Annotated in this window: 23 protein-coding genes; 14 read left to right on the forward strand and 9 right to left on the reverse strand. The window is 70.5% G+C overall.

The genetic code is table 11. The annotated features are described in order from the left end of the window. Positions 1-4 precede the first annotated feature (4 nt). From IPZ69_RS10125 to IPZ69_RS10150, 6 genes are all read left to right on the forward strand, one after another. On the forward strand, positions 5-1,672 hold the full coding sequence (locus tag IPZ69_RS10125) for a multicopper oxidase family protein (RefSeq protein ID WP_235453700.1): 1,668 nt from the start codon (positions 5-7) through the stop codon (positions 1,670-1,672). 424 nt (positions 1,673-2,096) lie between these two features. Beyond that, positions 2,097-3,110: a sugar ABC transporter substrate-binding protein gene (locus tag IPZ69_RS10130; protein ID WP_235453701.1), complete on the forward strand. Its 1,014-nt coding sequence runs from the start codon at positions 2,097-2,099 to the stop codon at positions 3,108-3,110. A gap of 67 nt (positions 3,111-3,177) precedes the next feature. Next, positions 3,178-5,730: a sensor histidine kinase gene (locus tag IPZ69_RS10135; protein ID WP_235453702.1), complete on the forward strand. Its 2,553-nt coding sequence runs from the start codon at positions 3,178-3,180 to the stop codon at positions 5,728-5,730. A gap of 1 nt (position 5,731) precedes the next feature. Beyond that, positions 5,732-6,163, forward strand: a complete 432-nt coding sequence (locus tag IPZ69_RS10140; RefSeq protein ID WP_235453703.1) for a roadblock/LC7 domain-containing protein — start codon at positions 5,732-5,734, stop codon at positions 6,161-6,163. Between the two features lies 1 nt (position 6,164). After that, on the forward strand, positions 6,165-6,524 hold the full coding sequence (locus tag IPZ69_RS10145; protein WP_235453704.1) for a DUF742 domain-containing protein: 360 nt from the start codon (positions 6,165-6,167) through the stop codon (positions 6,522-6,524). Positions 6,525-6,622: 98 nt separating this feature from the next. Continuing rightward, positions 6,623-7,225, forward strand: a complete 603-nt coding sequence (locus IPZ69_RS10150) for a GTP-binding protein (RefSeq protein WP_235453705.1) — start codon at positions 6,623-6,625, stop codon at positions 7,223-7,225. Between the two features lie 66 nt (positions 7,226-7,291). On the opposite strand, the gene IPZ69_RS10155 is transcribed toward IPZ69_RS10150, so the two are convergent. Together IPZ69_RS10155 and IPZ69_RS10160 are read right to left on the reverse strand one after the other, a co-directional pair. After that, positions 7,292-9,214 carry a collagenase gene (locus IPZ69_RS10155; RefSeq protein ID WP_235453706.1) on the reverse strand — a complete coding sequence of 641 codons (1,923 nt, stop codon included), beginning with the start codon at positions 9,212-9,214 and terminating at the stop codon, positions 7,292-7,294. A 149-nt stretch (positions 9,215-9,363) separates the two neighbouring features. Next, a complete protein-coding gene (locus IPZ69_RS10160; RefSeq protein ID WP_235453707.1) occupies positions 9,364-10,323 on the reverse strand; it encodes a LysR family transcriptional regulator in 960 nt (319 codons plus the stop codon). A gap of 172 nt (positions 10,324-10,495) precedes the next feature. On the opposite strand from IPZ69_RS10160, the gene IPZ69_RS10165 reads away from it, so the two are divergent. Together IPZ69_RS10165 and IPZ69_RS10170 are read left to right on the forward strand one after the other, a co-directional pair. Then, a complete protein-coding gene (locus IPZ69_RS10165) occupies positions 10,496-10,711 on the forward strand; it encodes a hypothetical protein (RefSeq protein ID WP_235453708.1) in 216 nt (71 codons plus the stop codon). A 119-nt stretch (positions 10,712-10,830) separates the two neighbouring features. Continuing rightward, positions 10,831-12,285: a glyceraldehyde-3-phosphate dehydrogenase gene (locus tag IPZ69_RS10170; RefSeq protein ID WP_235453709.1), complete on the forward strand. Its 1,455-nt coding sequence runs from the start codon at positions 10,831-10,833 to the stop codon at positions 12,283-12,285. 917 nt (positions 12,286-13,202) lie between these two features. Here the strand turns inward: IPZ69_RS10170 and IPZ69_RS10175 are convergent. Both IPZ69_RS10175 and IPZ69_RS10180 read right to left on the reverse strand, forming a co-directional pair. Further along, positions 13,203-13,862: a hypothetical protein gene (locus IPZ69_RS10175; protein ID WP_235453710.1), complete on the reverse strand. Its 660-nt coding sequence runs from the start codon at positions 13,860-13,862 to the stop codon at positions 13,203-13,205. Further along, positions 13,859-14,134: a PadR family transcriptional regulator gene (locus tag IPZ69_RS10180; RefSeq protein ID WP_235453711.1), complete on the reverse strand. Its 276-nt coding sequence runs from the start codon at positions 14,132-14,134 to the stop codon at positions 13,859-13,861. Before IPZ69_RS10180 ends, IPZ69_RS10175 begins: the two co-directional genes overlap by 4 nt. 227 nt (positions 14,135-14,361) lie before the next feature. On the opposite strand from IPZ69_RS10180, the gene IPZ69_RS10185 reads away from it, so the two are divergent. The 5 genes from IPZ69_RS10185 to IPZ69_RS10205 all read left to right on the forward strand — a co-directional run bounded on the left by IPZ69_RS10185 (position 14,362) and on the right by IPZ69_RS10205 (position 18,833). After that, positions 14,362-15,003, forward strand: coding sequence for an HAD family hydrolase (locus IPZ69_RS10185; protein ID WP_235453712.1), 642 nt, complete (start codon positions 14,362-14,364; stop codon positions 15,001-15,003). A 102-nt stretch (positions 15,004-15,105) separates the two neighbouring features. Further along, entirely contained in the window at positions 15,106-16,293 is a 1,188-nt protein-coding gene (locus IPZ69_RS10190; RefSeq protein ID WP_235453713.1) for a helix-turn-helix domain-containing protein, read from the forward strand. A gap of 381 nt (positions 16,294-16,674) precedes the next feature. Beyond that, a complete protein-coding gene (locus IPZ69_RS10195) occupies positions 16,675-16,884 on the forward strand; it encodes a hypothetical protein (RefSeq protein ID WP_235453714.1) in 210 nt (69 codons plus the stop codon). Next, a complete protein-coding gene (locus IPZ69_RS10200) occupies positions 16,881-17,375 on the forward strand; it encodes a DUF6415 family natural product biosynthesis protein (RefSeq protein WP_235453715.1) in 495 nt (164 codons plus the stop codon). Before IPZ69_RS10195 ends, IPZ69_RS10200 begins: the two co-directional genes overlap by 4 nt. 294 nt (positions 17,376-17,669) lie before the next feature. Further along, positions 17,670-18,833 carry a methyltransferase domain-containing protein gene (locus IPZ69_RS10205; protein WP_235453716.1) on the forward strand — a complete coding sequence of 388 codons (1,164 nt, stop codon included), beginning with the start codon at positions 17,670-17,672 and terminating at the stop codon, positions 18,831-18,833. Positions 18,834-18,911: 78 nt separating this feature from the next. Here IPZ69_RS10205 and IPZ69_RS10210 read toward each other — a convergent pair whose 3' ends face one another. The 3 genes from IPZ69_RS10210 to IPZ69_RS10220 form a co-directional block, all read right to left on the reverse strand. Further along, positions 18,912-19,370: a DUF7144 family membrane protein gene (locus tag IPZ69_RS10210; protein ID WP_235453717.1), complete on the reverse strand. Its 459-nt coding sequence runs from the start codon at positions 19,368-19,370 to the stop codon at positions 18,912-18,914. A gap of 57 nt (positions 19,371-19,427) precedes the next feature. Further along, complete coding sequence (locus IPZ69_RS10215) at positions 19,428-19,898, reverse strand: SHOCT domain-containing protein (protein ID WP_235453718.1); 471 nt, start codon at positions 19,896-19,898, stop codon at positions 19,428-19,430. Positions 19,899-20,018: 120 nt separating this feature from the next. Continuing rightward, complete coding sequence (locus IPZ69_RS10220) at positions 20,019-20,657, reverse strand: HdeD family acid-resistance protein (protein WP_235453719.1); 639 nt, start codon at positions 20,655-20,657, stop codon at positions 20,019-20,021. Positions 20,658-20,919: 262 nt separating this feature from the next. Between IPZ69_RS10220 and IPZ69_RS10225 the strand changes: the two genes are divergently transcribed. Then, complete coding sequence (locus tag IPZ69_RS10225) at positions 20,920-21,582, forward strand: ion channel (RefSeq protein WP_235453720.1); 663 nt, start codon at positions 20,920-20,922, stop codon at positions 21,580-21,582. A gap of 24 nt (positions 21,583-21,606) precedes the next feature. Here IPZ69_RS10225 and IPZ69_RS10230 read toward each other — a convergent pair whose 3' ends face one another. Beyond that, positions 21,607-21,813, reverse strand: a complete 207-nt coding sequence (locus tag IPZ69_RS10230) for a hypothetical protein (RefSeq protein ID WP_235453721.1) — start codon at positions 21,811-21,813, stop codon at positions 21,607-21,609. Between the two features lie 170 nt (positions 21,814-21,983). Further along, positions 21,984-22,505: a hypothetical protein gene (locus tag IPZ69_RS10235; protein ID WP_235453722.1), complete on the reverse strand. Its 522-nt coding sequence runs from the start codon at positions 22,503-22,505 to the stop codon at positions 21,984-21,986. Positions 22,506-22,521: the final 16 nt, after the last annotated feature.

Consider the following 22,521-nt stretch of genomic DNA (forward strand, 5'->3'; position numbering starts at 1 on the left):
AGTCATGCACACACCTTCGCGGCGTACCTTGCTCCGTGCCCCGATCGCGGCCATCGGCTCGGGACTGCTGGCCGCCTGCAGCGACGACGGCCCGCACCCGCACTCCCCCCACCCCGGGTCCGGGGTCGGCGTGGAGGGCGGCTTCGTACCCCAAGGACCCAAGGGGTACGTCAACCCCTCGGGCCCCGAGGTCCACGCAGCCGAGCGGAGACGTGGGTCCGGACCTGTGCGCACATTCAGATTCACCGCCGCCCCGGTCACCGTCGACCTGGGCGGACGGTCGGTGTCCACGTGGGCCTACGACGGCCGGCTGCCCGGCCCGGAGGTCCGCATCACCGCCGGTGACGTCCTGAGCATCAACCTCGCCAACCGCCTGCCGACGACCACCACGCTCCACTCCCACGGCGTGCGCATGCGCTGTGACATGGACGGGGTGCCCGATCTGACCCAGCCGGCCATCGCCTCCGGCGAGGACTTCACCTACCGCTTCACCGTCAGCCACCCCGGCACCTACCTGCTGCACTCCCACGTCGGAATGCAGCCCGACCGCGGCCTGTACGCACCCCTCATCGTCCAGGACCCGAAGGAACCCCTCGCGTACGACAAGGAGTGGGTGATCGTCCTAGACGACTGGGTCGACGGTGTGGACGGCTCCACCCCCGACCGTGTCTTCAACGAACTCGTCCACGGCAGGATGAAGCCGATGGACGGCATGGGCATGCGCCCGGGCCACATGGCCATGGGTCCCGAGCACAGCAGCGCGCGGCCCAGCGGGTCCGCCCCCGCGTCGAAGTCGGCATCGAAGTCGGCCGCACGGAAGTCGGCCACCGGTCCCTCGCGGGCGCTCCACAACTCCTACAGCCACATCCTGCACAGCGAGGGCGGCAGCGTCGCCTACCCGTACTACCTCGCCAACGGCCGCCTGCCCACGCAGCCGTCGGTGTTCCAGGCCCGCCCCGGAGACCGGATCCGGCTGCGCATCATCAACGCGGGGGCGGACACCGCCTTCCGTGTGGCCCTCGGCGGCCACACGATGACGGTCACCCACACGGACGGCTACCCCGTCGAACACACCCGCACCGACGCCCTCATCATCGGCATGGCCGAGCGTTACGACGTCCTCGTCACCGTCAAGGACGGCGTCTTCCCGCTCGTCGCGCTCGCCGAGGGCAAAAAGGCCCACGCGCTCGCCGTACTGCGCACCAACAAGAGCAAAACCGTTCCGGCAGCCACGGCCCGGCCGAGCGAGCTCGACGGGAAGCTCGTCCCCGCACGGCGCCTGGAGCCGCACGCGTCCGTGGCCCTGAGCGACCGTGAACCCGACCGCATGCTGCGCATCAGACTCACGGGCGGCATGAAGCTGTACGACTGGGGCATGGACCACGTGCCCTACTCGGTCACCCAGCGCCACCCCGTTCGCGCGGGCGAACGCGTCCGGCTCACCCTCGTCAACGCGACCGACATGTGGCACCCCCTGCACCTGCACGGTCACACGTTCTCCCTCACCGGTCTCGATGCCGTGGGGGCCCGCAAGGACACCGCCCTGATCCTGCCGCACCGCAAGCTCGTCGTCGACTTCGACGCGGACAACCCCGGGCTGTGGATGCTCCATTGCCACAACCAGTACCACTCGGAAAGCGGCATGATGACGATCCTCGGCTATCGGTCCTAGCCCCGACCGAACCACGCAACCGCCGCCTCCCGCCGAAGCTGCCGGGAAGCGGCGGTTGCCGACCGGGGGCGGGACGCCAACGGGGGGGTGCGAGCGCACGGTGTCCCCGGGAGCGGGGCCGCTCGGTGCGCAGCCGTGCGCGTCCGAGAACTGGCCGACGGAGAGGTGTCCGGCGAGCGGGCCCTGACCCGGACCGCACCGCCCCGCCCCTCGCCGCCCCGAGAGCGGACCACAACGTCCGTACTGCGCACGGATCATCACGATGCGGCAGCGGCAACCCACTAACGAACGTCACACACTTGACTACCTGCGGTCACACGCGATTGGCTCCGGCCAGGAGAGTCGCCCGTGCGGCGCAGGACCACGCGACGGGTTGCGCTCCATCCCCCTCATGCTCGGCCGCACAGCGAGGTGCCGCACCCTCATGAACAATCCCTTCCCACGTTCCGCTCCCCTCGGACCGGCGCACGCCACGGCGCCGGCCGCCGTGGCGGTCGTCGTCACCCTGCTCGTGGCCGGCTGCTCCGGTTCGGGCGGCACGCAGTCCACGTCGGGATCCGGCCGGGCCGCCGCCGGCCGGATGAAGATAGCCCTGGTCAGCCACTCCAACCCGGGCGACACCTTCTGGGACCTGGTGCGCAGGGGCGCCGAGGCGGCCGCCGCCAAGGACGGCGTCGAGCTGACCTACGCGAATGACAACGATGGCGCCGGACAGGCCGAGTTGGTGCGGGACGCGATCCGGGACAAGGTCGACGGCGTCGCGGTCACGCTGGCCAAGCCGGAGGTGATGAAGGGCCCGATCGCGCAGGCGAAGGCCGCGGGCATCCCGGTGGTCGCCCTGAACTCGGGCATCGACTCCTGGCGGGCGGCGGGGGCCCTGGAGTACTTCGGCCAGGACGAGAGCGTGGCGGGCCGCGCCGTCGGCGACAAGCTGGACGACCTCAAGGCCAAGCACACCCTGTGCGTCATCCACGAGCGCGGCAACATCGCCCTGGAGGCGCGCTGCGCCGGGGTGAAGAAGGCGTTCGGCGGCCGGACGGACATCCTCTACGCGGACGGCACCGACGTCGGCGCCGTGACCGACTCCGTCGCGGCGGCGCTGCGGCGGGACCCGAGCATCGACGAAGTCGTCACCTGCGGCGCTCCGTTCGCGCTCGCCGCCGTGAAGTCGGTGCGGCAGGCGGGCGGCAAGGCGCACGTCGCGACCTTCGACCTGAGCAAGGACCTGGTCAAGGCGGTGAGCGGCGGGGAGGTCCAGTTCGCCGTGGACCAGCAGCCGTACTTGCAGGGCTATCTCGCCGTGGACTCGCTGTGGTTGTACCGGACCAACGGCAACACCAGCGGCGGCGGAGTGGCTCCCGTCCTGACCGGTCCCGCGTTCGTGACCAAGACGAACGTGGCCTCGGTGGCCAAGTTCGCCGCCAACGGGACCCGTTGACCGACCTCTCGACCGCCTCGCGCAATTCGCCCCTCCCCCGCCCTCGTTGATCGCCCCTAGGACGACCATGTCTCCACGGACAGGTGCCCGGCGCCGGCTCGGCTCCATACGTCTCTCGCTGATCCTGCTGGCGCTCGTGCCGAGCGTCACCCTCGCCGCGGTGTGGGGTGTGACGACGACACAGATGTTCTCGGAAGGCCTGCGGCTGCGGTCGCAGACGCAGTTGAGCCGCTCGACCGGAGCCATGGGCACCGAGGCCACGCTCGCCCTGCAGCGGGAGCGCAGCCTGTCGGCCGTGTGGCTGGCCTCGCGGCACGGCTCCCGGACCGCGCTCGACGCGCAGCGCCACAAGACGGACCGGGCGGTCGCCAAGCTGGTCGACCGGGCCGACGAACTCCGGCAGGCACCCGCCCGTATCAAGGACCGGCTGTACTCGGTCGTCGCCTCGGTCGGCAGCCTGGAGTACTACCGCGGCCAGGTGGACGACCCCACCGACATCACCGCCGCGCAGGCGCTGGGCCAGTACACCTCGATCATCGACGATCAGATCCACGGCTTCCAGGAGCTCTCCCAGGTCGACGACGGCGACCTCACCTCGCAGGCCGGTCCGCTCGTCGCGCTGGAGCACGCGGCCGAGCTGATGTCCCAGGAGGACGCGCAGCTGACGCTGGCCGGGCCGGCCCGCTCCATGGACGACAAGGCGTGGGCCGGGTTCACGCAGTTGGTGAACACCCGCCGCTGGCTCGTGCAGGACCAGATCGTCCCCTCGCTCACCGGCGACGCGAAGCGGCAGACCGAGACGATCCTGGGCGGCGCGGACTGGCGGACCCTGGAGTCCATCGAGGACCGGGTGCTCGCGGCCCGCCCGGCGCACGCCGGTGACCGGCGGATTCCGCTGCCGGACGTGCAGAAGGAGTGGCGTGCCGCGCTCATCAAGGTGTCCGACCAGTACTCGGCTCTGATCGGGCAGCAGACGTCGGACCTGCTCGCGCGCAGTGCCGACAAGGCGCACGGGCTGCTGGTGACCGCGGCCTCGCTGAGCGTCGGCGGACTCGTCGCCCTGCTGGTGTGCGTCGGCATGTCCTGGCGCATCACCCGTTCCCTGTCCCGTCGGCTGCGCGGCCTCAAGGTGGCCACCCTCGGCCTGGCCGAGGAACGGCTGCCCGACGTGGTCGCCCGGCTGGACCGCGGCGAGCGGGTCGACGTGGAGCTGGCGACCCCGCCGCTGGACTACGGCGACGACGAACTCGGGCAGGTGGCTCAGGCGTTCAACACCGCGCAGCGCACGGCCGTGCACACCGCGGTGGAACTCGCCGACACCCGGCGCGGCTTCCAGAAGGTCATCCTGGGCATCGCCCGGCAGAGCCAGAACCTGGTCAATCTGCAACTCGGCAAGCTCGACGCGCTGGAGCGGCGGCACGACGACCCGGAGATCCTCCGGGGCCTGTACGAACTGGACTCCACCGCCAGCCAGTTGCGTCGCTACGAGGAGAACCTCGTGATCATCAGCGGGGAGCGGCCGGGACGCAGCTGGAGCGCGCCGGTCGCGCTGATCGACATCCTGCGCGGCGCCGTCGGTGAGGTCGCCGAGTACCAGCGGGTGGAGGTGCACACCGACGAGGAGGTGAGCCTCGCCCCGCCCGCCGTCGCGGACGTGATCCACCTGCTGGCCGAGCTCATCGACAACGCGACGGTGTACTCCCCCGCGCCGAGCCCGGTCGAGGTCCGGGCCGCGATGGTGGCCAAGGGCCTGGCCATCGAGATCGAGGACCGCGGCCTCGGCATGTCCGAGGAGGACTACGCGTCCCTGAACTCCCAGTTGGCGGTGGAGCCCCAGTTCGACGTGGTGGCGCTCGCCGACGACCTGCGGCTCGGCATGTTCGTGATCGCCCGGCTCGCCACCCGGCACGGCGTCGCCGTCACGCTGCGCCCCTCTCCGTTCGGCGGAACGACGGCGATCGTCCTGGTGCCGCACGACATCGTCGTACGCGACACCGCGGCGGGCCCGGGGCCGGACGACCGGAACGGGCACGACGACGAGAAGGAGGCCGGGACCGTGCCGCCGCTCGTACGGCGGGCCCGGCACGCCCGCCCGGCCGGTGCCGGTGACGACGGGCAGGAGCCGCTTGCGGCCCGCAGCGGCGACGACGAGCGGGAGCCGTCACCCGTGAACATCGACGACGAGGAACGGGAGCCGGTCCCGGCCGGCTCCGGCGACGAGGGGCGCGAGCCGCTCCCGACGCGCGTTCCCGGGCCGAGGAGCGGGGCAGAGGGCGCCGACCGGCCGGGCGGCACACCCGCGCCCGCCCCGCTGCCGCGCCGTGTGCCGCAGACGAGCCTGGTCCCCGAACTGCGCGACGACGCCGACCCGGAGGAGGATAAGGACGATCCCCTCGACGACTTCACCGCGGAGCGCGCCGCCTCCTCGCTGGCCGGGTTCCAGCGCGGAACGCTCCGGGCGCGTGACGAGGACACCGAAGCGCTGTACGACCAGGAGGAGGCAACCGCACCCACGGAACCGGAGGTACCCGTCCCCGCCGCGGCCGAGCTCTCGGCGCCGCCCGAGCAGCCGGACCCCGATCCCCGACACCGCCCGCCGACCGCTCATGAAGGACGCTGACATGACCCGCCCCACCCCCGCCACGCACACCCAGCTCGACCAGTTGCTCACCGGACTCGTCGACCGGGTCGCCGAGGTGAACCACGCCGTCGTCCTGTCCGAGGACGGGCTCGTGGTCAGCAAGTCCACGGGGTTCCTGCGCGACGACGCCGAACGCCTGGCGGCGACCGCGTCCGGCCTGATGAGCCTCAGCCGGGGCGTCAGCATGGACTTCCGGGGCGGCCCGGTGCGCCAGGCGCTCATCGAGATGGCCAACAGCTACCTGATCCTGACCGCGGCCGGCCCCGGCGCCCATCTCGTGGTGCTCACCAGCCAGGGCGCGGACGTCGGTGTGGTGGCGTACCAGATGAACATGCTGGTGAAGAAGATCGGTGAGCACCTCAGCGCGGCCCCGCGCGCGGGCGTCGTCGCGGCCTCCGAACGCGGCGAGTGAGGTGAGCGGAGGCGACGCGGCGGGTCGTCTGGTACGGCCGTTCACCCTCACCGGTGGCCGGACCCGGCCCAGCCGCGCCGACTTCACCCTGATCACGACGGTGACGGCGCTGGATCCACCGCCCGTCCGGGCCGGCCGGCTGCAGCCCGAGCACACCCGGATCCTGCGGCGGTGCGCGCGGCCGATCGCCGTCGCGGAGCTCGCCGCCCACCTCGACCTGCCCATGAGCGTGGTCGTCATCCTGCTCTGCGACCTGCTGGAGGCGGGCCGGATCACCGCCCACCCGCCGCACCCCGTCTCCCGCACCGAACCGGACCTGGAACTGCTGCGGAAGGTACGGGAGGGTCTCGGCCGTCTCTAGGACCCGCCCGGCACCCCTCGGCACCACCCCCGCACGAGGCACCCCCGTACGAGGCACCCCCGACCCCGCCGACCCGAGAGAAAAGGGCACCGCGACGCATGGTCAGCCAGATCCGCCGGACAGATCCCGGCTCCTGTGCCGGGACGCTCGCCGCACCCGACACCGTCAAGATTCTGATCGCCGGGGGATTCGGTGTCGGCAAGACCACGATGGTCGGGGCCGTCAGCGAGATCGCCCCGTTGCGTACCGAGGAACCGCTGACCGCGGCCGGCCTCGACGTCGACGATCTCGACGGCATCGAGGAGAAACGGTCCACCACGGTGGCCCTCGACTTCGGCCGGATCACCATCGGCCACGACCTGGTGCTGTACCTCTTCGGCACGCCGGGCCAGCAGCGGTTCTGGTTCATGTGGAACGACCTGGCGATCGGCGCGCTGGGGGCGGTCGTCCTCGTCGACGTCCGCCGGCCGCGCACCAGTTTCGCCGCCATCGACTTCTTCGAGCGCCGCCGCATCCCGTTCGTCGTCGGCGTCAACGGCTTCCACGGGCTGCATCCCTACACACCCGACGAGGTCCGGGACGCCCTCGCGCTGCCCGAGGGCACGCCCGTGCTGCTCTGTGACGCGCGGGAGCGGGAGTCGTGCCGGGACGTGCTGATCGCCCTGATCGACCGCCTGATCGCGGCCGCCGAACAGGAGTGACGGCGGTGGCGGGTACGCGCGAGGGCGGCGGCAGCCTGGTGGCCGCCGCCGCCCGGAGTGTCCGTTCTACGGGTTGGCGCAGGCTCCGGCGGCGCACGCCGTGAGCCACTGGTCGAAGTCGGCGTCGTAGCCGGTGCCGATGCCGGTCGCGTAGACGGCGTATCCGCCCGCGTAGTCGCCCACGCGGAAGCGGGCGAGCACGCGGTCGATGTCCGCCGGGTGCTTCTCGAACATGTAGCGGACCGCGAGGTAGCCCCACGGGTAGGTGCGGGTCACGTCGCTGTTGGTGTAGGTGCTCTGGAAGAGCGTGCTCAGGCGGTAGGTGTGCCTGCCCGCCTCGGCGACCGCCTGGGCGTCGGTCATGCCGCGGTAGCCGTAGGAGACGTACTCGGCCAGGCCCTCGATCCACCAGATGTCCGGCACCGAGATCTGCTGCCCGAAGTCGCCCTTCATGTCGTCACGGGCGTCGAGGTAGTGGGTGTACTCGTGGTTGAGGTTCCAGATCCGGGCCGGGAAGCCGTTGTCGGTGCCCTTCTGGTACATGATCGAAAGCGGCCGGTTGGCCGGGTCGGACGGGTTCCCCTCCAGCGTCATGCCGCCGTTGTCGGTGCTGATGCCGTAGATCGCCCCGGCGTAGGTCTGGTAGTCGGCGCGGCTCGCGAAGACGACCAGGTCGATGGTCGACACGTACTGTCCGGGTATCGGGCCGTCGTTCTTGACGAGCCGGTGCATGTACGCGTCCTGGCCGAGCACGCTGGCGCAGGCGGCGCCGAGGTCGGCGGCGGTGAGCGCCTGGGCCCGGAAGGTGTGCGTCGCGTCGCAGTCGTGGGCGATCGGCAGGGCGGCCCTGGTGAGCTGTCCGGGCAGGTCGCAGACGCCGTAGTACGAGCAGTTGGAGCGGTCGTAGTAGTCGGCCTGCGTCGCCACCGTGACCCACAGTCCGGCGGTGGGGCCGGTGATGGCGGAGGCGTCGAGCAGGTCTTTGGTCAGCGGTCGTGCCTGGGACTGGAGTTCCGGGTGCTCGACGTAACGGGCCACGTTCATGCCGGCGTTGGAGTCCAGGTAGCCACGGTCGGTGCCGAGCAGGTCCATGTGGTCGCGCGCGAACGAGTCGAGGGTGTCGACGATGCTCGGGTCGGCGGCGACGGCGGCCACGTAGGCCGGGTTCCAATTGCCGCGCCACAGCGGTGTGTAGACGTCGTTGACGGCCGCGACCATGCTCGGGACGGCGTCGTAGGAGCTGTCGTAGTCGTCGAGCAGCCGCTGGTAGACGTCCAGATAGCGGGCCTGCTGGTCGGCGCTGTCGGAGAGGATGACCACTTCGCCGAGCACGTCGCCGTTGGCGGCGGTGACGTCCTCGGTGTGCGGGCGGGCGAAGAACGTGTCGAGGCCGTGTGTGGTGGCGGAGGCCAGGCGCGGGCCGTACGGGCCCACGTCGGAGGCGTTGTTGAACTGCACGTAGTAGCCGGCGCGCAGGAACAGCACGAGCTGCCACACCTGGCCCGCGTTGTCGCCGCGGTAGGTGCGCGCGGCCCGGGTGAAGGCGTTCGCGACGGTGATCATCTGGGACTCGCGGAAGATGTCGCGCGCGTCGGTGCCGGTGACCCCGAACAGGGTGTTGACGCAGCTGGTGGTCGAGGCCTTGACGAAGGACACGAGCGCGGTTCCGGTCCGGCGGCCGAAGTCGGCCGGCGTGCAGGAGGCCGCCTTCGCGGCGGCCGGGGGACGGGCCGGGGCGCGTGTCGGTGACTGGGGCGGCAGTTGGGCCGGGCTGAGTCGCCTGTCCTGTACGGCGGGACGGTCGGCGGCGTGGACGGTCGAACCGGTCGGCGGCGGGGCCGGCGCCGGTGTGCGGGGCGCGGTCACGGCACCGGTGCCGGCCCGGGCCTGTGGTGCCGCTATGGCCGGCGTGGACAGCAGGCCGGCCAGCGTGACGCAGACGGCGAGGGCGCCGAGCGTGCGTCTGGGCAGGGCGGAGCAGTTGCGCATCTGGGGGCTCCTCCACGGATGGATGCGCCTCGATGGGGGTGTGAGGCGTGTGCAGCACTGTCCCAACCCCCGCCCGCCCCAACAATGCCGTGTGACATAGCACATGACACCGGCGGGCCATAACACGCGCCGTGCCACCCGGCATTCGGCTACGTCCCGGACACGCTCCAGGTGCGCGCGGCCCACGTCCTCAAGTGCGGTGACTGGGCCACGAGTTCGCGGTGCGCGGCGATGGCCGACTGGAACAGTGCCTCCGCGAGTTCCTCGGGCACCTCGCCCTTGCGCCAGGCCAGCACATAGCGGCACCACAGCGGCGTACCGACCAGCGGCTTGATCACCACGTGCGGGATGGGCCGCAGGGTCGGCTGGACCACGGCCACACCCAGCCCGTCGGCGATCATGCTCTGCAACTGCAGCTGGTCACCGAGGAATTCATGGACGGTCACCGGGGTGAAGCCCGCCGTCTCACAGGCCGCGTAGAAGATGCCGGGCCAGCCCGCGCCGTCGTCCGGTGTCAGGAACCAGGCGTCCTCGGCCAGGTCGGCGAGCGCGATCTGGGAGCGGTGGCGCAGCCGGTGCGTCGACGGCAGGGCCACGAAGGTCGGCTCGGTGACGATCCCGCGGTGCGTGACGGCGGCCGAGTGCCGCAGCTCCATGCCCGGGTAGTCGGCGGCGATGCCCGCGTCGAGCGCGCCCTCCTCCAGGAGCTCGACGATCCGCGAGGAGGCGTACACGCTGTTCACCGAGAGCTCGACGTCGGGCAGCCGGGCCCGGAACCGGGACACCGTGCCGGACAGCACCGGCGAATTGGTCGCCGCCACGCGCAGGGTCCTGCGCGTCGCCGCGGCGCCCGCGGCCGGCCGGCGGCCGATGGCGTCGGCGCGGGCCAGGACGTCGCGCGCCTGGGCGACGACCTCGGCGCCGTACGGCGTGAGCCGCACCCCCGTCGCACCGCGGTCGAACAGCGGCTCGCCGAAGTGGCGCTCGATCCGCCGGAGTTGGGTGCTGATCGCGGGTTGGGAGTACCCCAGGTCCGCCGCGGCCCGGCCCACGGTTCCCGCGTCGGCGATCGCGCACAGCACGCGCAGATGCCGAAGCTCCAGCTCCATCCTGCCTCTCCCCATCCTTCGGTCCGTCGGCGACGGGACGCGCTCCGGCGCACCGTCACCCGTACAAGCATGCGGCCCGCGACCGTGTCCGGGGCACCCCGCACCTCGTTGAACGGACATATCACCCAGCACGACGGGCCGCACGCGAGGCGCCCGGTGAGGAGAGACCGACGTGACGATGCGCACGAGGCGCGTACCCGCCGCCGTACTGCTGACCGGGGCGGCCCTGGCCGCGACGGCCGCGCCGGCACTGGCGGCACCGGCCCCGAAGGCGGGGGCGGCCGACCAGCCCGTCGCTCATGTGATCAGCCAGGTGGGCGGCCCGCTCGTCGACTGCGTCGTGAAGAGCGGGCTCAAGCACTGCGCCCCCATGAAGCTCAATCCCTGAAATTTCCTGGTATTCCGGACACCCACACGACCACAGGACCCCGGTAGGACAACCCGCTGAAAGGACGAAAACGAGGTGGCGCTAGCATATGAGCGCCACCTAGCTCGAAAGAGATTCCTGTGACTGTCAACGACGACTCGTTCACCGACTGGAAGAACCGCGAAGAGATCGCGGAGTCCATGATTCCGATCATCGGGAAGCTGCACAGGGAGCGGGACGTCACGGTCCTGCTCCACAGCCGCTCCCTGGTGAACAAGTCGGTGGTCAGCATCCTCAAGACCCACCGGTTCGCCCGGCAGATCGCCGGCGAGGAGCTGACGGTCACCGAGACGCTGCCGTTCCTGCAGGCTCTCACCACGCTCGACCTCGGTCCGTCGCAGATCGACATCGGCATGCTCGCCGCGACGTACAAGGCCGACGACCGTGGACTCACGGTGGAGGCGTTCACCGCCGAGGCGGTCGCGGGCGCCACGGGTGCCAACAAGATCGAGCGCGGCGAGGGCCGCGACGTCGTCCTCTACGGCTTCGGCCGCATCGGCCGCCTCGTCGCCCGTCTGCTGATCGAGAAGTCCGGCTCCGGCAACGGTCTGCGACTGCGTGCGATCGTCGTGCGGGGCGGTGGCGGCCGGGCCGCCGAGGACCTCGTCAAGCGCGCCTCGCTGCTGCGCCGCGACTCCATCCACGGCCAGTTCCAGGGCACGATCACGGTCGACGAGGCGAACAGCACGATCGTCGCCAACGGCAACGCGATCAAGGTGATCTACGCCAACGACCCGACCGAGGTCGACTACACGGCGTACGGCATCAAGAACGCCATCCTCATCGACAACACCGGCAAGTGGCGCGACCGCGAGGGCCTGTCGAACCACCTGCGGCCCGGCATCGACAAGGTCGTCCTGACGGCCCCCGGCAAGGGCGACGTCCCCAACATCGTCCACGGCGTCAACCACGACATGATCAAGCCGGACGAGCAGATCCTGTCCTGCGCCTCCTGCACCACCAACGCGATCGTCCCGCCGCTCAAGGCGATGGACGACGAGTTCGGCGTGCTGCGCGGCCACGTGGAGACCGTCCACTCGTTCACCAACGACCAGAACCTGCTGGACAACTACCACAAGGCCGACCGCCGCGGCCGCTCCGCGCCGCTCAACATGGTCATCACCGAGACCGGCGCCGCCTCCGCCGTGGCCAAGGCGCTGCCCGACCTCAAGGCGAGGATCACCGGCAGCTCGATCCGCGTCCCGGTGCCGGACGTCTCGATCGCGATCCTCAACCTGCAGCTGGCCCGCGAGACCGACCGCGAGGAGGTCCTCGACCACCTCCGCGAGGTGTCCCTGACCTCGCCGCTCAAGCGCCAGATCGACTTCACCACCGCCCCCGACGCGGTCTCCAGCGACTTCATCGGCTCGCGCCACGCCTCGATCGTCGACGCCGGCGCCACCAAGGTCGAGGGCGACAACGCGATCCTCTACCTCTGGTACGACAACGAGTTCGGCTACTCCTGCCAGGTCGTCCGTGTCGTCCAGCACGTGTCCGGGGTGGAGTACCCGACCTACCCGGCCACGGCGGTCTGAGCGAGACCGTCCGCGGGCGCAGGCTCCGCTCCGGCTCGCGATGACGCCGGGCCGGAGGAGCGCCCTGACCTGCACCGCGATCGGTGAAACGCCGGCGCACTGAGGGCCGCCACCCACAAACGGGGGGCGGCCCTCAGTGATCGTTCAGAGGCCGAGGGAGTTCTCAGGGGGTTTCGGCGGGAGCCCGCTCGGCGCTGTCGCGTGGCCCGATCAGGAGCCGCCCGAGCGCCTGGTACGGCCTGACCGCCTCCGGGAAATCACCGTTCAGATTGATCGCTCGGACCACGCCGAATCCCGCACGCTCACAGCACTCCTTCACCCACGCGAGCCATACGGCCAGAGCAGCATCCGGGGCGCCACCGTGCGCCCGGATCCGGCCGCGGCGCATGCCGCTGAGCGGACGCAACCACCGTACGAGTGCCTGTTCTGCGAGCCGCAGTGGCCAGCGAAAGAAGTCGCCGTGCCAACGGCGCGTCCGTGTTCGTCGGCTTGGTTGACGCGGCCGGAGACGAACTCGACCTCGCCCCGTTCGTCGGGGCCTGCGATGTGGATGTTGAGCATCGAATGATCTCGGGACTTGCGGGTGAGGGTGAGTTCGCGTTGGGGGCGGCGTTCCTCGTGTCGCCGGTCTCGTTCGATCCGTGTCAGCGCTTCTGCTGTCTTCGCGGATCGGTGTGCGGCGAGCCATGCGCCGATGGTGGCTATCGTGCTGAGACCGGCGGCGCCGAGGGAGGCGTAGTCGCCCCCATCGCTGACCATGCCGCGAGAGCGTACGAGGGGGCCCGACAGGCGCGCCGCCGTGAACGAACCCAAGTCGTTCTCTACGTGTCGAGGTAGGCGATGGCGGAGCCTGCGGCTGCGCTCGACACGCTTGACTCCCGCCGCAGAGCATCACGGCGGGAGACGCGTCTACTGGGTTACCCCTGTGGCGGCTCGTCGTCGCTGGCGAGTTCGATCCCTCGCTTCTTCGCAAGCCAGACCAGGAGCCCCCACGTGATGGCAGCGGAGGCTCCGAGCCACGGCAGAGCGACAGTCAGGAGTGCGTGTACACCGTCGTTGGCAATGATGTAGATCGCGTGCGAGCCGACTGCGATGCCGGTGACCCATTCTCGGCGCAGCTTTGTACGGAGAGCCCAGTCGATCGGAATCCAAGCCCAGCCGAACCAGTCGCGCAGCCGAAGGCGGATCGCCGCCCGCAGGAAGCCGAACGCCAGTTTGCGTCTCTCCAAGGCAGATGGCGCCTCGCCGCGTTCCGGTGTGCCGACGAGGTGGGCGCGCCACTCAGTCCCCTTGTTGCGGCGCGCTCCGGCGATCCAGACGGCAATTGACGTGGTCCGCTCAGGCATGCGCGCCCGCAAGGCCTCGACCTTGTTGCGCAGCTCATCGCGCAGGGAGGAGACCGTGGAGTGGAGCTCGTAGAGCGTTTCCTCCAGTTCCTGACGTACCTTCTTGGACCTGAGGAGCCTGCGTCCAGTCTTGGTCATGAGGAAGCGGAGCAGCACATAGCTGATCAAAGCGCTGGGCATGGAGAGTAAGAACAAGCCGGTCAGCAGCGTGGTGGCGTCGGGGAGGGTCATGCGGAACCCCCGAGCGGGCGGAGGCCGAACCGTGACCGCTTTGCTGCACGGGCGGCGAGCGCCGCCGTTGCCTTTTCACGGCCTGTGCCGGTCAGTTCGTAGAAGCGACGCGGGGGGCGGCCCGGGTGCGGCTCGGTCTCGTCCCAGCTGCGGACCCAGTTGCGGTCCGCAAGGCGTTCGAGGATCGGGTAGACAGTGCCCGGTCCCAGGTCGGCGTCGTGACAGATGCTGAATCCCCAGGGCGGCTCACTGGTTGGCGCCTTGAGCAGCACGTTGAGGACGGCAATGGTCGCCGTCGTGAGGCGGGGGACATCTGACGGGGATGGGGTACCTCGCGGTGGCCCGTGAGGATCGGAGTTTGAGCGGCTCGTCATGCTCCCAGAGAAGCATCTATCGAGAACGGAGTAAAGAGGGTGTCGTGCTCGCACGCGCGGCCGGGTCGAATGCAGAGCGCACCCGCACCCTGAGCAGGGACACTGAGCGCCGTAGGCTCCACAGCGTGATTGACACCGTTGTGCTCGATGTCGGCGAGACCATCACCCGAGACGACAGGTATTGGGCGTCCTGGGCAGACTGGCTCGGTATCCCCCGCCACACGCTGTCCGCGCTCGTCGGAGCCGTCGTAGCCCAGGGCCATGACAACGCCGAGGCACTGCGCCTCATCCGTCCAGGCATCGACGTGGGCGCCGAATACCGTGCACGCGCCGAAGCCGGCCGGGGAGAGGAACTCGACGAGACGGATCTCTATGACGATGTCCGTCCCGCGCTCACCGCGCTCCGCAAGATGGGTGTGCGGGTCCTCGTGGCGGGCAACCAGACCATCCGCGCCGGCCAGTTGCTGTGCACTCTCGATCTCCCGGCCGACGCCATCGCCACGTCGGAGGAATGGGGAGTGGCCAAGCCGCAGCCGGAGTTCTTCGAGCGCGTTCTTGAAGCGGCGCAGGCCCCTGCGGACCGGACTCTCTACGTGGGTGACCACCCGGCCAATGACATCTACCCGGCCAAGGCGGTCGGATTGAAGACCGCCCACATCCGGCGTGGGCCGTGGGGCTACCTGTGGGGCGCCGATCCGCAGGTTGCTGTGGCCGCCGACTGGCGGATCGACAGCCTCACCGAGTTGATCGCCATCGCGGCACACTGATCGGCCGCAGAGCGGCCCCACTGGTCATGATGGGGTCTTCTCCGTACACGGCGCGTCTCTGCCCGAGTACTGTTCGGAGTGGATGTCCGAACTGGAGCCAGAATGCCCGCACATGACGAGGGTGGAGTAGGCAGGCGGATCGCCTACTACCGAAGCGCCGTACGCCCGAAGTTGACCCAGAAGGAACTCGCTGACGCTGCCTGCGTCGCGCTGGGGACGATCCGTAAGATCGAGCGTGGAGAACGCGGCGTCACGGATGCCACCCTGGAATCCATCGCCAACGCCCTGGGCGTCGACGCCGGGCGCCTTCGCAGCGACCGCGGCCCAGCCCATTCCCAGGCACGGGAGGCACTGCCTGCGCTCTCCGCGGCGATCGCCGCCTACGACGATCCCGAGGACGGGCCAGTTCGCCCTGTCGAGGAGCTGCGGTCGGCGGTGGACGAGGCCGCTCAGTGGCGGCTCGCAGCACAGTACATCCGAATCACCCGAAGGCTCCCCGCGCTACTCGCCGAACTCGCACGTGCCTACCACGCCAGCCAGGGCCACGAGCGCAGCGAACTCGCCTCGTTACTGGTGAGCGCATACCGATCCGCGGACGCGGCTGCCTACAAGCTCGGCGCCCACGACCTGTCTGCCCGTCTGGTCGACCTGATGCGATGGGCCGGCCCGGACGCCGCCAACCCGTTGCTGACTGCATCGGTCGCCTACGTGCGAACTGAGACGTTCTTTGCCTCCCGCGCCCACGGCGCAGGATTACGCGCCCTCGAACACGCCCTCGACGCGGCGCCGGCGCCAGCGGCCCCAGCTGAGTTCGCTTCCCGAGGCGCACTGCACATGCGAGCCGCAGTCATTGCTGGACGCGCCCGGAATGCGGCCCGTGCGGACACGCATCTCCGTGAGGCTAGCTCACTTGCCGCACAGGTCCCCGAGGCCATCTACTACGGCACCGCTTTCGGCCCCGACTCCGTACGGATTCATGAGGTATCCGTCGCCGTGAGCCTCGGTGATGACCATGTCGGCCAGGCGCTCGACGTCGCCCGGGAGTGGAAACCGCCCGCCAACATCCCCGCTGAGCGCCGCAGCGGGTTCTACATCGAGCTCGCCCGTGCGCAACTGTGGGCGGGTCTGGCGGACGACGCCTTCGTATCGCTCAAGGTGGCCCGGCGGATTGCCCCCCAGCACACTCGTGACCATCCGTGGGTGCGGGAGGACACGTCCACCCTGCGTCGGCTGAAGCGCGCCGACTCTGAAGCGCTGACCAGCTTCGCCGAGTGGTGCGCCGCTGCCTGAGGACTGCGCCCGCTACCCCTGAGTGGGGTACTTGTGACGCTCCCTCAGCCCCACCATCTGTTTCATGCCTAGGAACCAGCAGATGGGAACCGGGGTGCCCGACGCACTCCCGCTCGCACCGACGGTCGTTGACTTTCGCGTGAGCACTGCCCGCCTGCACGGCGAGGCGTGCTTCCTCTGCGGGGCCGTCAACAAGCGCCTGCGCCCCGCAGGGCACGGGGTGGTCCAAGTCCGCACACGCGTGTGGCAGATCCGGACATGTGGCTGCGGCATCACCAAGGCGGCTGCGTGACCGCCACCGGAAACGCACGAAGAGACCCCGGCGGCCGCGCGAACGACCCCGGGAGTGGCCAACGCTCGGACCTGAAAAGGAGCGTCGACATGACGAACGGCATCGCCCCGGCCCCGGAACGCCCACCCGGCGCGAAGTTGACGATCCGGGTGTACACGGTCACCCGGGAGGGCGTCGTGTCCGCGCCGCGCGCCTCGGTCAGCGTGCCCCACGACTACGTGCCGCACCGCGAGGGTATCGGCACCCATCTGCCGCCGTGCGCCTGTCCGCAGCACCGCGAGGTGGGTGCCCGCCGATGAATGCCATCACTCCCGAGACGCAGACGGCCCCGTTGGACACCGGCGCGATGCGCGCCGCAGCCGAGCAGTTCATCAGAGCCGGCGACGTACTGCTGCGCTACGAGGAAGTGCAGCGAGGCAGCGCCGAGTTCAGCCGGAACCTGTGGCAGCTGATCGACCTGATCGGCGGGCTCGCGGCGCGCCGGCCGGAGGAGACGGTCGCGGCCGTGGCCATGGCCGGCGTCGCCGAGGCGCAGCGCCGCCTCCGCCTGATGGAGCGCGCTGGGCTGGCCGGCGAACACGCGCGCGTCACGAAGCTCGCCCGCTCCGTCGTTGCCCTGTGCGACCACTACGAGACGTTGGCGAAGATCCTGATGTGTACGGCCTGCGACAAGCCGATCCCGGCAGCCGAGGAACCCGTGCCCTACGACCTGCCGAGCCCGTCGGGCAACGCCGTCCGCTCCGGCCGGCTCCATGCCGCCTGCGCTCGCCGCGCGAGCCGCAGCCGCTGACCGACAGCGCCGCGCCCCGGTGATCTGGGGCCCCATGGCGACCGCAGGGTGAGGGTCGCACCCATCAAACCCCCGTCCCGTCGAGCGTCCCGGAAGGACTCCGGCGAGAGAGGTCCCACGCCCTTCCCCACTATCAAGGGGAGGGTAACGATTGCTAGTTCAGGGAGGCCCTCATATGAAGCAATGCATGATCCGTATGTCAGGCGGCGACGGCGGCGACAAGTTGCCGGGCGAGCCGTGGCCGGGCCCGGAGGAACCCCCGTCCCCCGACGGTGGCCCGCGGTTCGCCGGCTGATGGCGCTGTCCGGCCTGTCGGAGGAGCGGTCCGAACTGGGCCGCTCCCTCCTAGCGCGCGGGGCCATGGCCCCGGAGTGGATGGACTCGTTCCTCGCCGTGCCGCGGGCTGCGTTCCTGCCTGAGGTCATCTGGCCGTTCGACATCGACTCGGGCACGCACGTCACTGTTGACCTGAGCGAGGAACCGGGCCTGTGGTCCTCCTACGCTGACGCTGACGTGCCGATCGTGACGCAATGGGACGACGGCGCGACGAGCGGCGGGTCCGTCCGTGTGCCGACGTCGTCAGCGTCCATGCCGTCAGTCGTGTTCCGGATGCTGCGCGACTTGGACGTGCAGCAGGGGCACAAGGTTCTGGAGATCGGCACCGGCACCGGCTGGAACGCCGGACTGCTGACCCACCGGCTGGGGCGGGACAACGTCGTGAGCATCGAGATCGATCCGGCGGTGGCCGACACCGCCCGGGATCGTCTCGCGGCCCACGGACTGCTCGGCCTGGTCATCACTCGGGACGGTGCTCTCGGCGACCCACAGGGAGCACCGTACGACCGCATCATCGCCACAGCCGGCATCCGGCGGATCCCGGCCGCATGGCTGGAGCAACTGAGGCCGGGCGGGCTCATCGTGGCTCCCTGGGGCACCCACTTCAGCAATGCTGACGCCATCGTGCGTCTGTCCGCGCAAGAGGGCGGCGCCGGCGGCCGCTTCACAGGCCCGGTGGAGTTCATGAAGCTCCGCTCACAGCGCCGGCCGTTCGAGGGCCACACCGCCTATGAACCCCGCACGGCGGACGCGGAGAAGACCACCACGGAGGTGACAGAGCCCGAGCTGCTCGGTGAGGGCCGATTCGACTCCCGGACCTTCGCGCTCGGGCTGCGGGTCCAGGACTGCTACCAGGTGGCCGCGGCGACGCGCGACGGTGCCCGGCCGGTGTGGTTCTACGGACTCGAAGACCGTTCCTGGGCATGCGTCATGTTCCGCGACGGCGGCGAGACGACCGTGTGGCAGTCCGGCCCACGACGGTTGTGGGAGGAGATGACGAGGGCACTGCGCTGGTGGCAGGAGACCGATGAGCCCGGCTACGAACGGCTGGGCCTGACGGTCACCAGCGACGGTGGGCAACGTGCGTGGCTGGACTCTCCGGAGGACTCCTGGCAGTTGTAAGCAATCCACGGCGAGCAGTCCTGAGCCGACGGCACGGCGACGCCCCGGGCGGTCTCACCCGGGGCGTGCCGAGGGGTGCTAGGACGGCATGGACGAAGTGGCCGAGCCGGCCGAGGAGGCCGAGGACGCTTCGCTGCCCCGGACCACGCACAGGGCCCAGATGATGAACGCCGAGAAGGCGATCATCACGATCGACCAGACCGGGTAGTACGGCAGGGACAGGAAGTTGGCGATGACGATGAGCCCGGCGATTGTCACGCCGGCCACGCGCGACCACGTCGACACCTGGAACAGGCCGAGGCCGACGATCACCGCGACCGCGCCCAGGATCAGGTGGATCCAGCCCCAGCCGGTGAGGTCGAACTTGAACACGTAGTTGGGCGTGGTGACGAAGACGTCGTCCTGGGCGATCGCCATGATGCCCCGGAAGACGCTCAGCACGCCGGCGATCATGAGCATGACTGCCGCGAAGGTCGTCAGGCCGCCGGCCCAGACCTGCTTGGTCGAGCGCGCGTGTGCGGGGGGTGTCGCGGTCATACCAGTGCCTCGTTTCCGTCTCGTGGGATGTGCTCGGCTCGGTCTCGTGGGAGGGGCTCAGCCGCCGGAACCGGAGGAGACCTTGCCCGGACGTTCGGCCGGCGTGCCGTAGTCGGTCAGGACCAGTTCCTTCGCCCGGCGGAACTCCTCGTCCGAGATGTCGCCGCGGGCCTTCATGTCGGAGAGCTTGGCCAGTTCGTCCGTGCTACTGGGCCGTTCACCGCTCTGGGCGGTGTCCCGGACGTAGCTGTCGAACGCCTGCTGCTGCTCCCGCGCCTTGGCGAACTCCCGCTGGCCCATGCCCTTGCCGCGGGCGATGAGATAGACGAAGACGCCCAGGAAGGGCAGCACGATCACGAACACCAGCCACCCGGCCTTGCCCCAGCCGCTCAGGCTGTCGTCCCGGAAGACGTCGAGGATGACCCGGAACAGCAGGATGAACCACAGGATCCACAGGAAGAACCACAGCATGGTCCAGAAGGCGCTCAGCAGCGGATAGTCGTACGCGAGGTACATCTGCGCGCTCATTTGTCTCCTCCGTTCCGGGCCTGTGCCCGGCAGCCGGTCTCTGCCGCCTTCAGCGTGCGCACGGCAGGCCCTGGGCGGCCTCACCCGAGGCGGGTGAGCATGCGGGTCGCGCTCCGGGCGTCACCCCGGGGTGCCCGACCTGCGCAGTGCGGCCCGCCAGGCGAAGGCGACGGCCACCTCCACCAGTCCGAGCAGCACGAGCCACAGCCCGAGCAGCCGGGTCAGCGCGAGGGCGGACTCGGTGGGCAGGGCCAGCACCACGACTCCCGCGACGACGGCCAGCGCCGCCGCGGCGAAGACGAAGCCGCGGTGCGGGAGGTTCTTGCCGGCGATCGCCACGTAGAGGGTGAGGACACCCGACACCAGCCAGACGATCCCCACGATCAGCGACAGCGCGGTGATGGTCTGCAGCGGGTTCCGCAGGCACAGCACGCCGGCCAGGACGTACAGCACCGCGAGCAGCAGTCCGGGGAGCCGTTCGCCGTGCTCCGGCCGGCCGAAGGCGGCCACCAGCCGGAACACCCCGGCCACCAGCAGGTACAGGCCGATCACGACCGCCAGGACGTGCAGCGTCTCGTCCGGCCAGACCAGGATCAGGACGCCGGGTACGAGCGTGACGAGCGCGGAGCCGAGCAGCCACGTCCACGAGCGTCCGAGTGCCGCCAGTGCGTCGGCGGGGTCGTCCGCCGGGCGTGGGGCCGCCCCGCCGGACAGGCGATCCGGTCCGGTGTGCGGCGCCGCGCCACGCGACTCGGTCATGGCTCCTCCTCGCGTGGTCGAGCGGGCCGCCTCCGGACCGCCGACGGGGCGGTGCGAGGGCCTCACCGCCCCAGCGTGCCGCCGGGCGTCCCCCGGCGGGTCACCCACGACGGGTGATCCCCGCGCTCAGCCCCGAAGATGGGGTGGGAGGGACGAGCCCACCGGCACGAGGCCGCCGACGCGAGTCCACCGCCACGACCCCACCGGCACGAACGCACCGGCACGAGGAGCAGCCCGTCGCGATGGAACGAAGAGATCCGAGATGAGCGATCCCGTGGCCGAGCGCCCGGACCCCGCCCCGCGGCAACGGAAGCGGAAGCGGGTCCACGGGCGGCGAGGGGCGCGGCTCCGGCCCACCCCGCTGGCGACGCTGATCGCCATCCTGCGCATCGTCCTCATCACCACGGGCCTCGTCACCGCGTACTACGTGCTGCCCATGACCGAGCGCAACACGCTCAGGACCTCGGCGCTGCTGGCGGGCGGGCTGCTGGCGGTGGTGCTGTTCTTCGGCTGGGAGGTCAGGGCCATCCTGCGCTCGCCGTACCCGCGGCTGAAGGCCGTCGAGGGCCTGGCCGCCACGCTCGTACTGTTCCTGGTGCTGTTCGCCAGTGCCTACTACGTGCTGGAGGGCGCCAGCCCCGGCTCCTTCACCGAGCCGCTGACCAAGACGGACGCGCTGTACTTCACACTGACCACGTTCACCACCGTCGGCTACGGCGACATCACCGCCAGCTCCCAGCTGGCACGGATACTGACGATGCTCCAGATGGTCGGCGGCCTGCTCCTGCTGGGCGTCGCGGTGCGGGTCCTGACGAGTGCGGTCGAGATCCGGTTGCGCCGGCAGCACCGTGCCCCGCGGTTCGGATCGGAGGAGCCACGGGACAGGGAGCGGACGGAGCGGACGGACAAGGAGAACGGGTCGTGACCGGGGCGGGCGCCGAGCGTGCCGCTAGCGCGGCCACTCCGGCAGCTGCCGCATCTCCACTACCCGCAGTCCCAGCGACTGGCAGCGGGCGAGCAGCCCGTAGAACTCGGCCTCGTCGACGACCGGGCCGAACAGCACCGTCTGGCCGGCCATCATCACGTGGTCCAGCTCGGGGAAGGCCTTGGTCAGCGTTTCCGACATGTGTCCTTCGACGCGGATCTCGTAGCGCATGAGCTGCTCTCCCGCGGGCGGCTGCCTCGGGGCAGGCGGGTCGCGCCCTCGTCTGCGATCGTCCGCCACCGGACCGGCGCCCGGCCTCACCCGGTGCGTGTGATAGCCCACCCGGCCGACGCGGACGGCGGGCGTCTGGCGGACAACGGGCGTCAGGCGCAAGGCGGCAGTCAGTGGGTGACCACGAGCTTGAACGCGATGATCACGAGGCCGAGCAGCAGGTTGACCGTGCCGGCGACGGCCGACAGGCCCCAGGAGGCGCCGGCCCGCCGCGCCGCCGCCATCGACCAGCCCACCTGCCCGGCCACGGCCACCGTGAGCGCCAGCCAGAAGGCGCCGTACACGTCCAGGCCGAGCAGCGGGCTGACGGCCACGGCGGCGGCCGGCGGGACGGCGGCCTTCACGATGGGCCACTCGTCACGGCACACGTGCAGGACGGTCCGCCGGTCCAGGGCCTGCAGCGCCAGCCGGGCCCCGAACAGCTCGGCGTACACGTGCGCGATCCAGAACGCCACCCCCGTGAGCAGCAGCAGGAGCACCAGTTCCACCCGCGGGAACTCGCCCAGTGCGCCGGCGCCGACCACGACGGAGGCGGCCAGCATCGAGCCGTAGACGCCACCGGTGTAGTCGGCGTGGGACCGGCGCCGCGGTGCCGGGGCGTCCTCGGTCGGGGCGTCCTCGGTCGGGGCCATGGGCGTCTCCGTGGGT

The sequence above is a fragment of the Streptomyces olivochromogenes genome (genome assembly GCF_021538895.1).
Classification (GTDB): domain Bacteria; phylum Actinomycetota; class Actinomycetes; order Streptomycetales; family Streptomycetaceae; genus Streptomyces; species Streptomyces olivochromogenes_A.

Coding starts and splice junctions, on each gene's coding strand:
- IPZ69_RS10200 (WP_235453715.1), top strand. CDS start 16,881: ATGAATGCCATCACTCCCGAGACGCAGACGGCCCCGTTGGACACCGGC.
- IPZ69_RS10210 (WP_235453717.1), bottom strand. CDS start 19,370: ATGACCGCGACACCCCCCGCACACGCGCGCTCGACCAAGCAGGTCTGG.
- IPZ69_RS10160 (WP_235453707.1), bottom strand. CDS start 10,323: ATGGAGCTGGAGCTTCGGCATCTGCGCGTGCTGTGCGCGATCGCCGAC.
- IPZ69_RS10130 (WP_235453701.1), top strand. CDS start 2,097: ATGAACAATCCCTTCCCACGTTCCGCTCCCCTCGGACCGGCGCACGCC.
- IPZ69_RS10225 (WP_235453720.1), top strand. CDS start 20,920: ATGAGCGATCCCGTGGCCGAGCGCCCGGACCCCGCCCCGCGGCAACGG.
- IPZ69_RS10215 (WP_235453718.1), bottom strand. CDS start 19,898: ATGAGCGCGCAGATGTACCTCGCGTACGACTATCCGCTGCTGAGCGCC.
- IPZ69_RS10230 (WP_235453721.1), bottom strand. CDS start 21,813: ATGCGCTACGAGATCCGCGTCGAAGGACACATGTCGGAAACGCTGACC.
- IPZ69_RS10140 (WP_235453703.1), top strand. CDS start 5,732: ATGACCCGCCCCACCCCCGCCACGCACACCCAGCTCGACCAGTTGCTC.
- IPZ69_RS10155 (WP_235453706.1), bottom strand. CDS start 9,214: ATGCGCAACTGCTCCGCCCTGCCCAGACGCACGCTCGGCGCCCTCGCC.
- IPZ69_RS10135 (WP_235453702.1), top strand. CDS start 3,178: ATGTCTCCACGGACAGGTGCCCGGCGCCGGCTCGGCTCCATACGTCTC.
- IPZ69_RS10190 (WP_235453713.1), top strand. CDS start 15,106: ATGCCCGCACATGACGAGGGTGGAGTAGGCAGGCGGATCGCCTACTAC.
- IPZ69_RS10235 (WP_235453722.1), bottom strand. CDS start 22,505: ATGGCCCCGACCGAGGACGCCCCGACCGAGGACGCCCCGGCACCGCGG.
- IPZ69_RS10195 (WP_235453714.1), top strand. CDS start 16,675: ATGACGAACGGCATCGCCCCGGCCCCGGAACGCCCACCCGGCGCGAAG.
- IPZ69_RS10175 (WP_235453710.1), bottom strand. CDS start 13,862: ATGACCCTCCCCGACGCCACCACGCTGCTGACCGGCTTGTTCTTACTC.
- IPZ69_RS10205 (WP_235453716.1), top strand. CDS start 17,670: ATGGCGCTGTCCGGCCTGTCGGAGGAGCGGTCCGAACTGGGCCGCTCC.
- IPZ69_RS10220 (WP_235453719.1), bottom strand. CDS start 20,657: ATGACCGAGTCGCGTGGCGCGGCGCCGCACACCGGACCGGATCGCCTG.
- IPZ69_RS10125 (WP_235453700.1), top strand. CDS start 5: ATGCACACACCTTCGCGGCGTACCTTGCTCCGTGCCCCGATCGCGGCC.
- IPZ69_RS10150 (WP_235453705.1), top strand. CDS start 6,623: ATGGTCAGCCAGATCCGCCGGACAGATCCCGGCTCCTGTGCCGGGACG.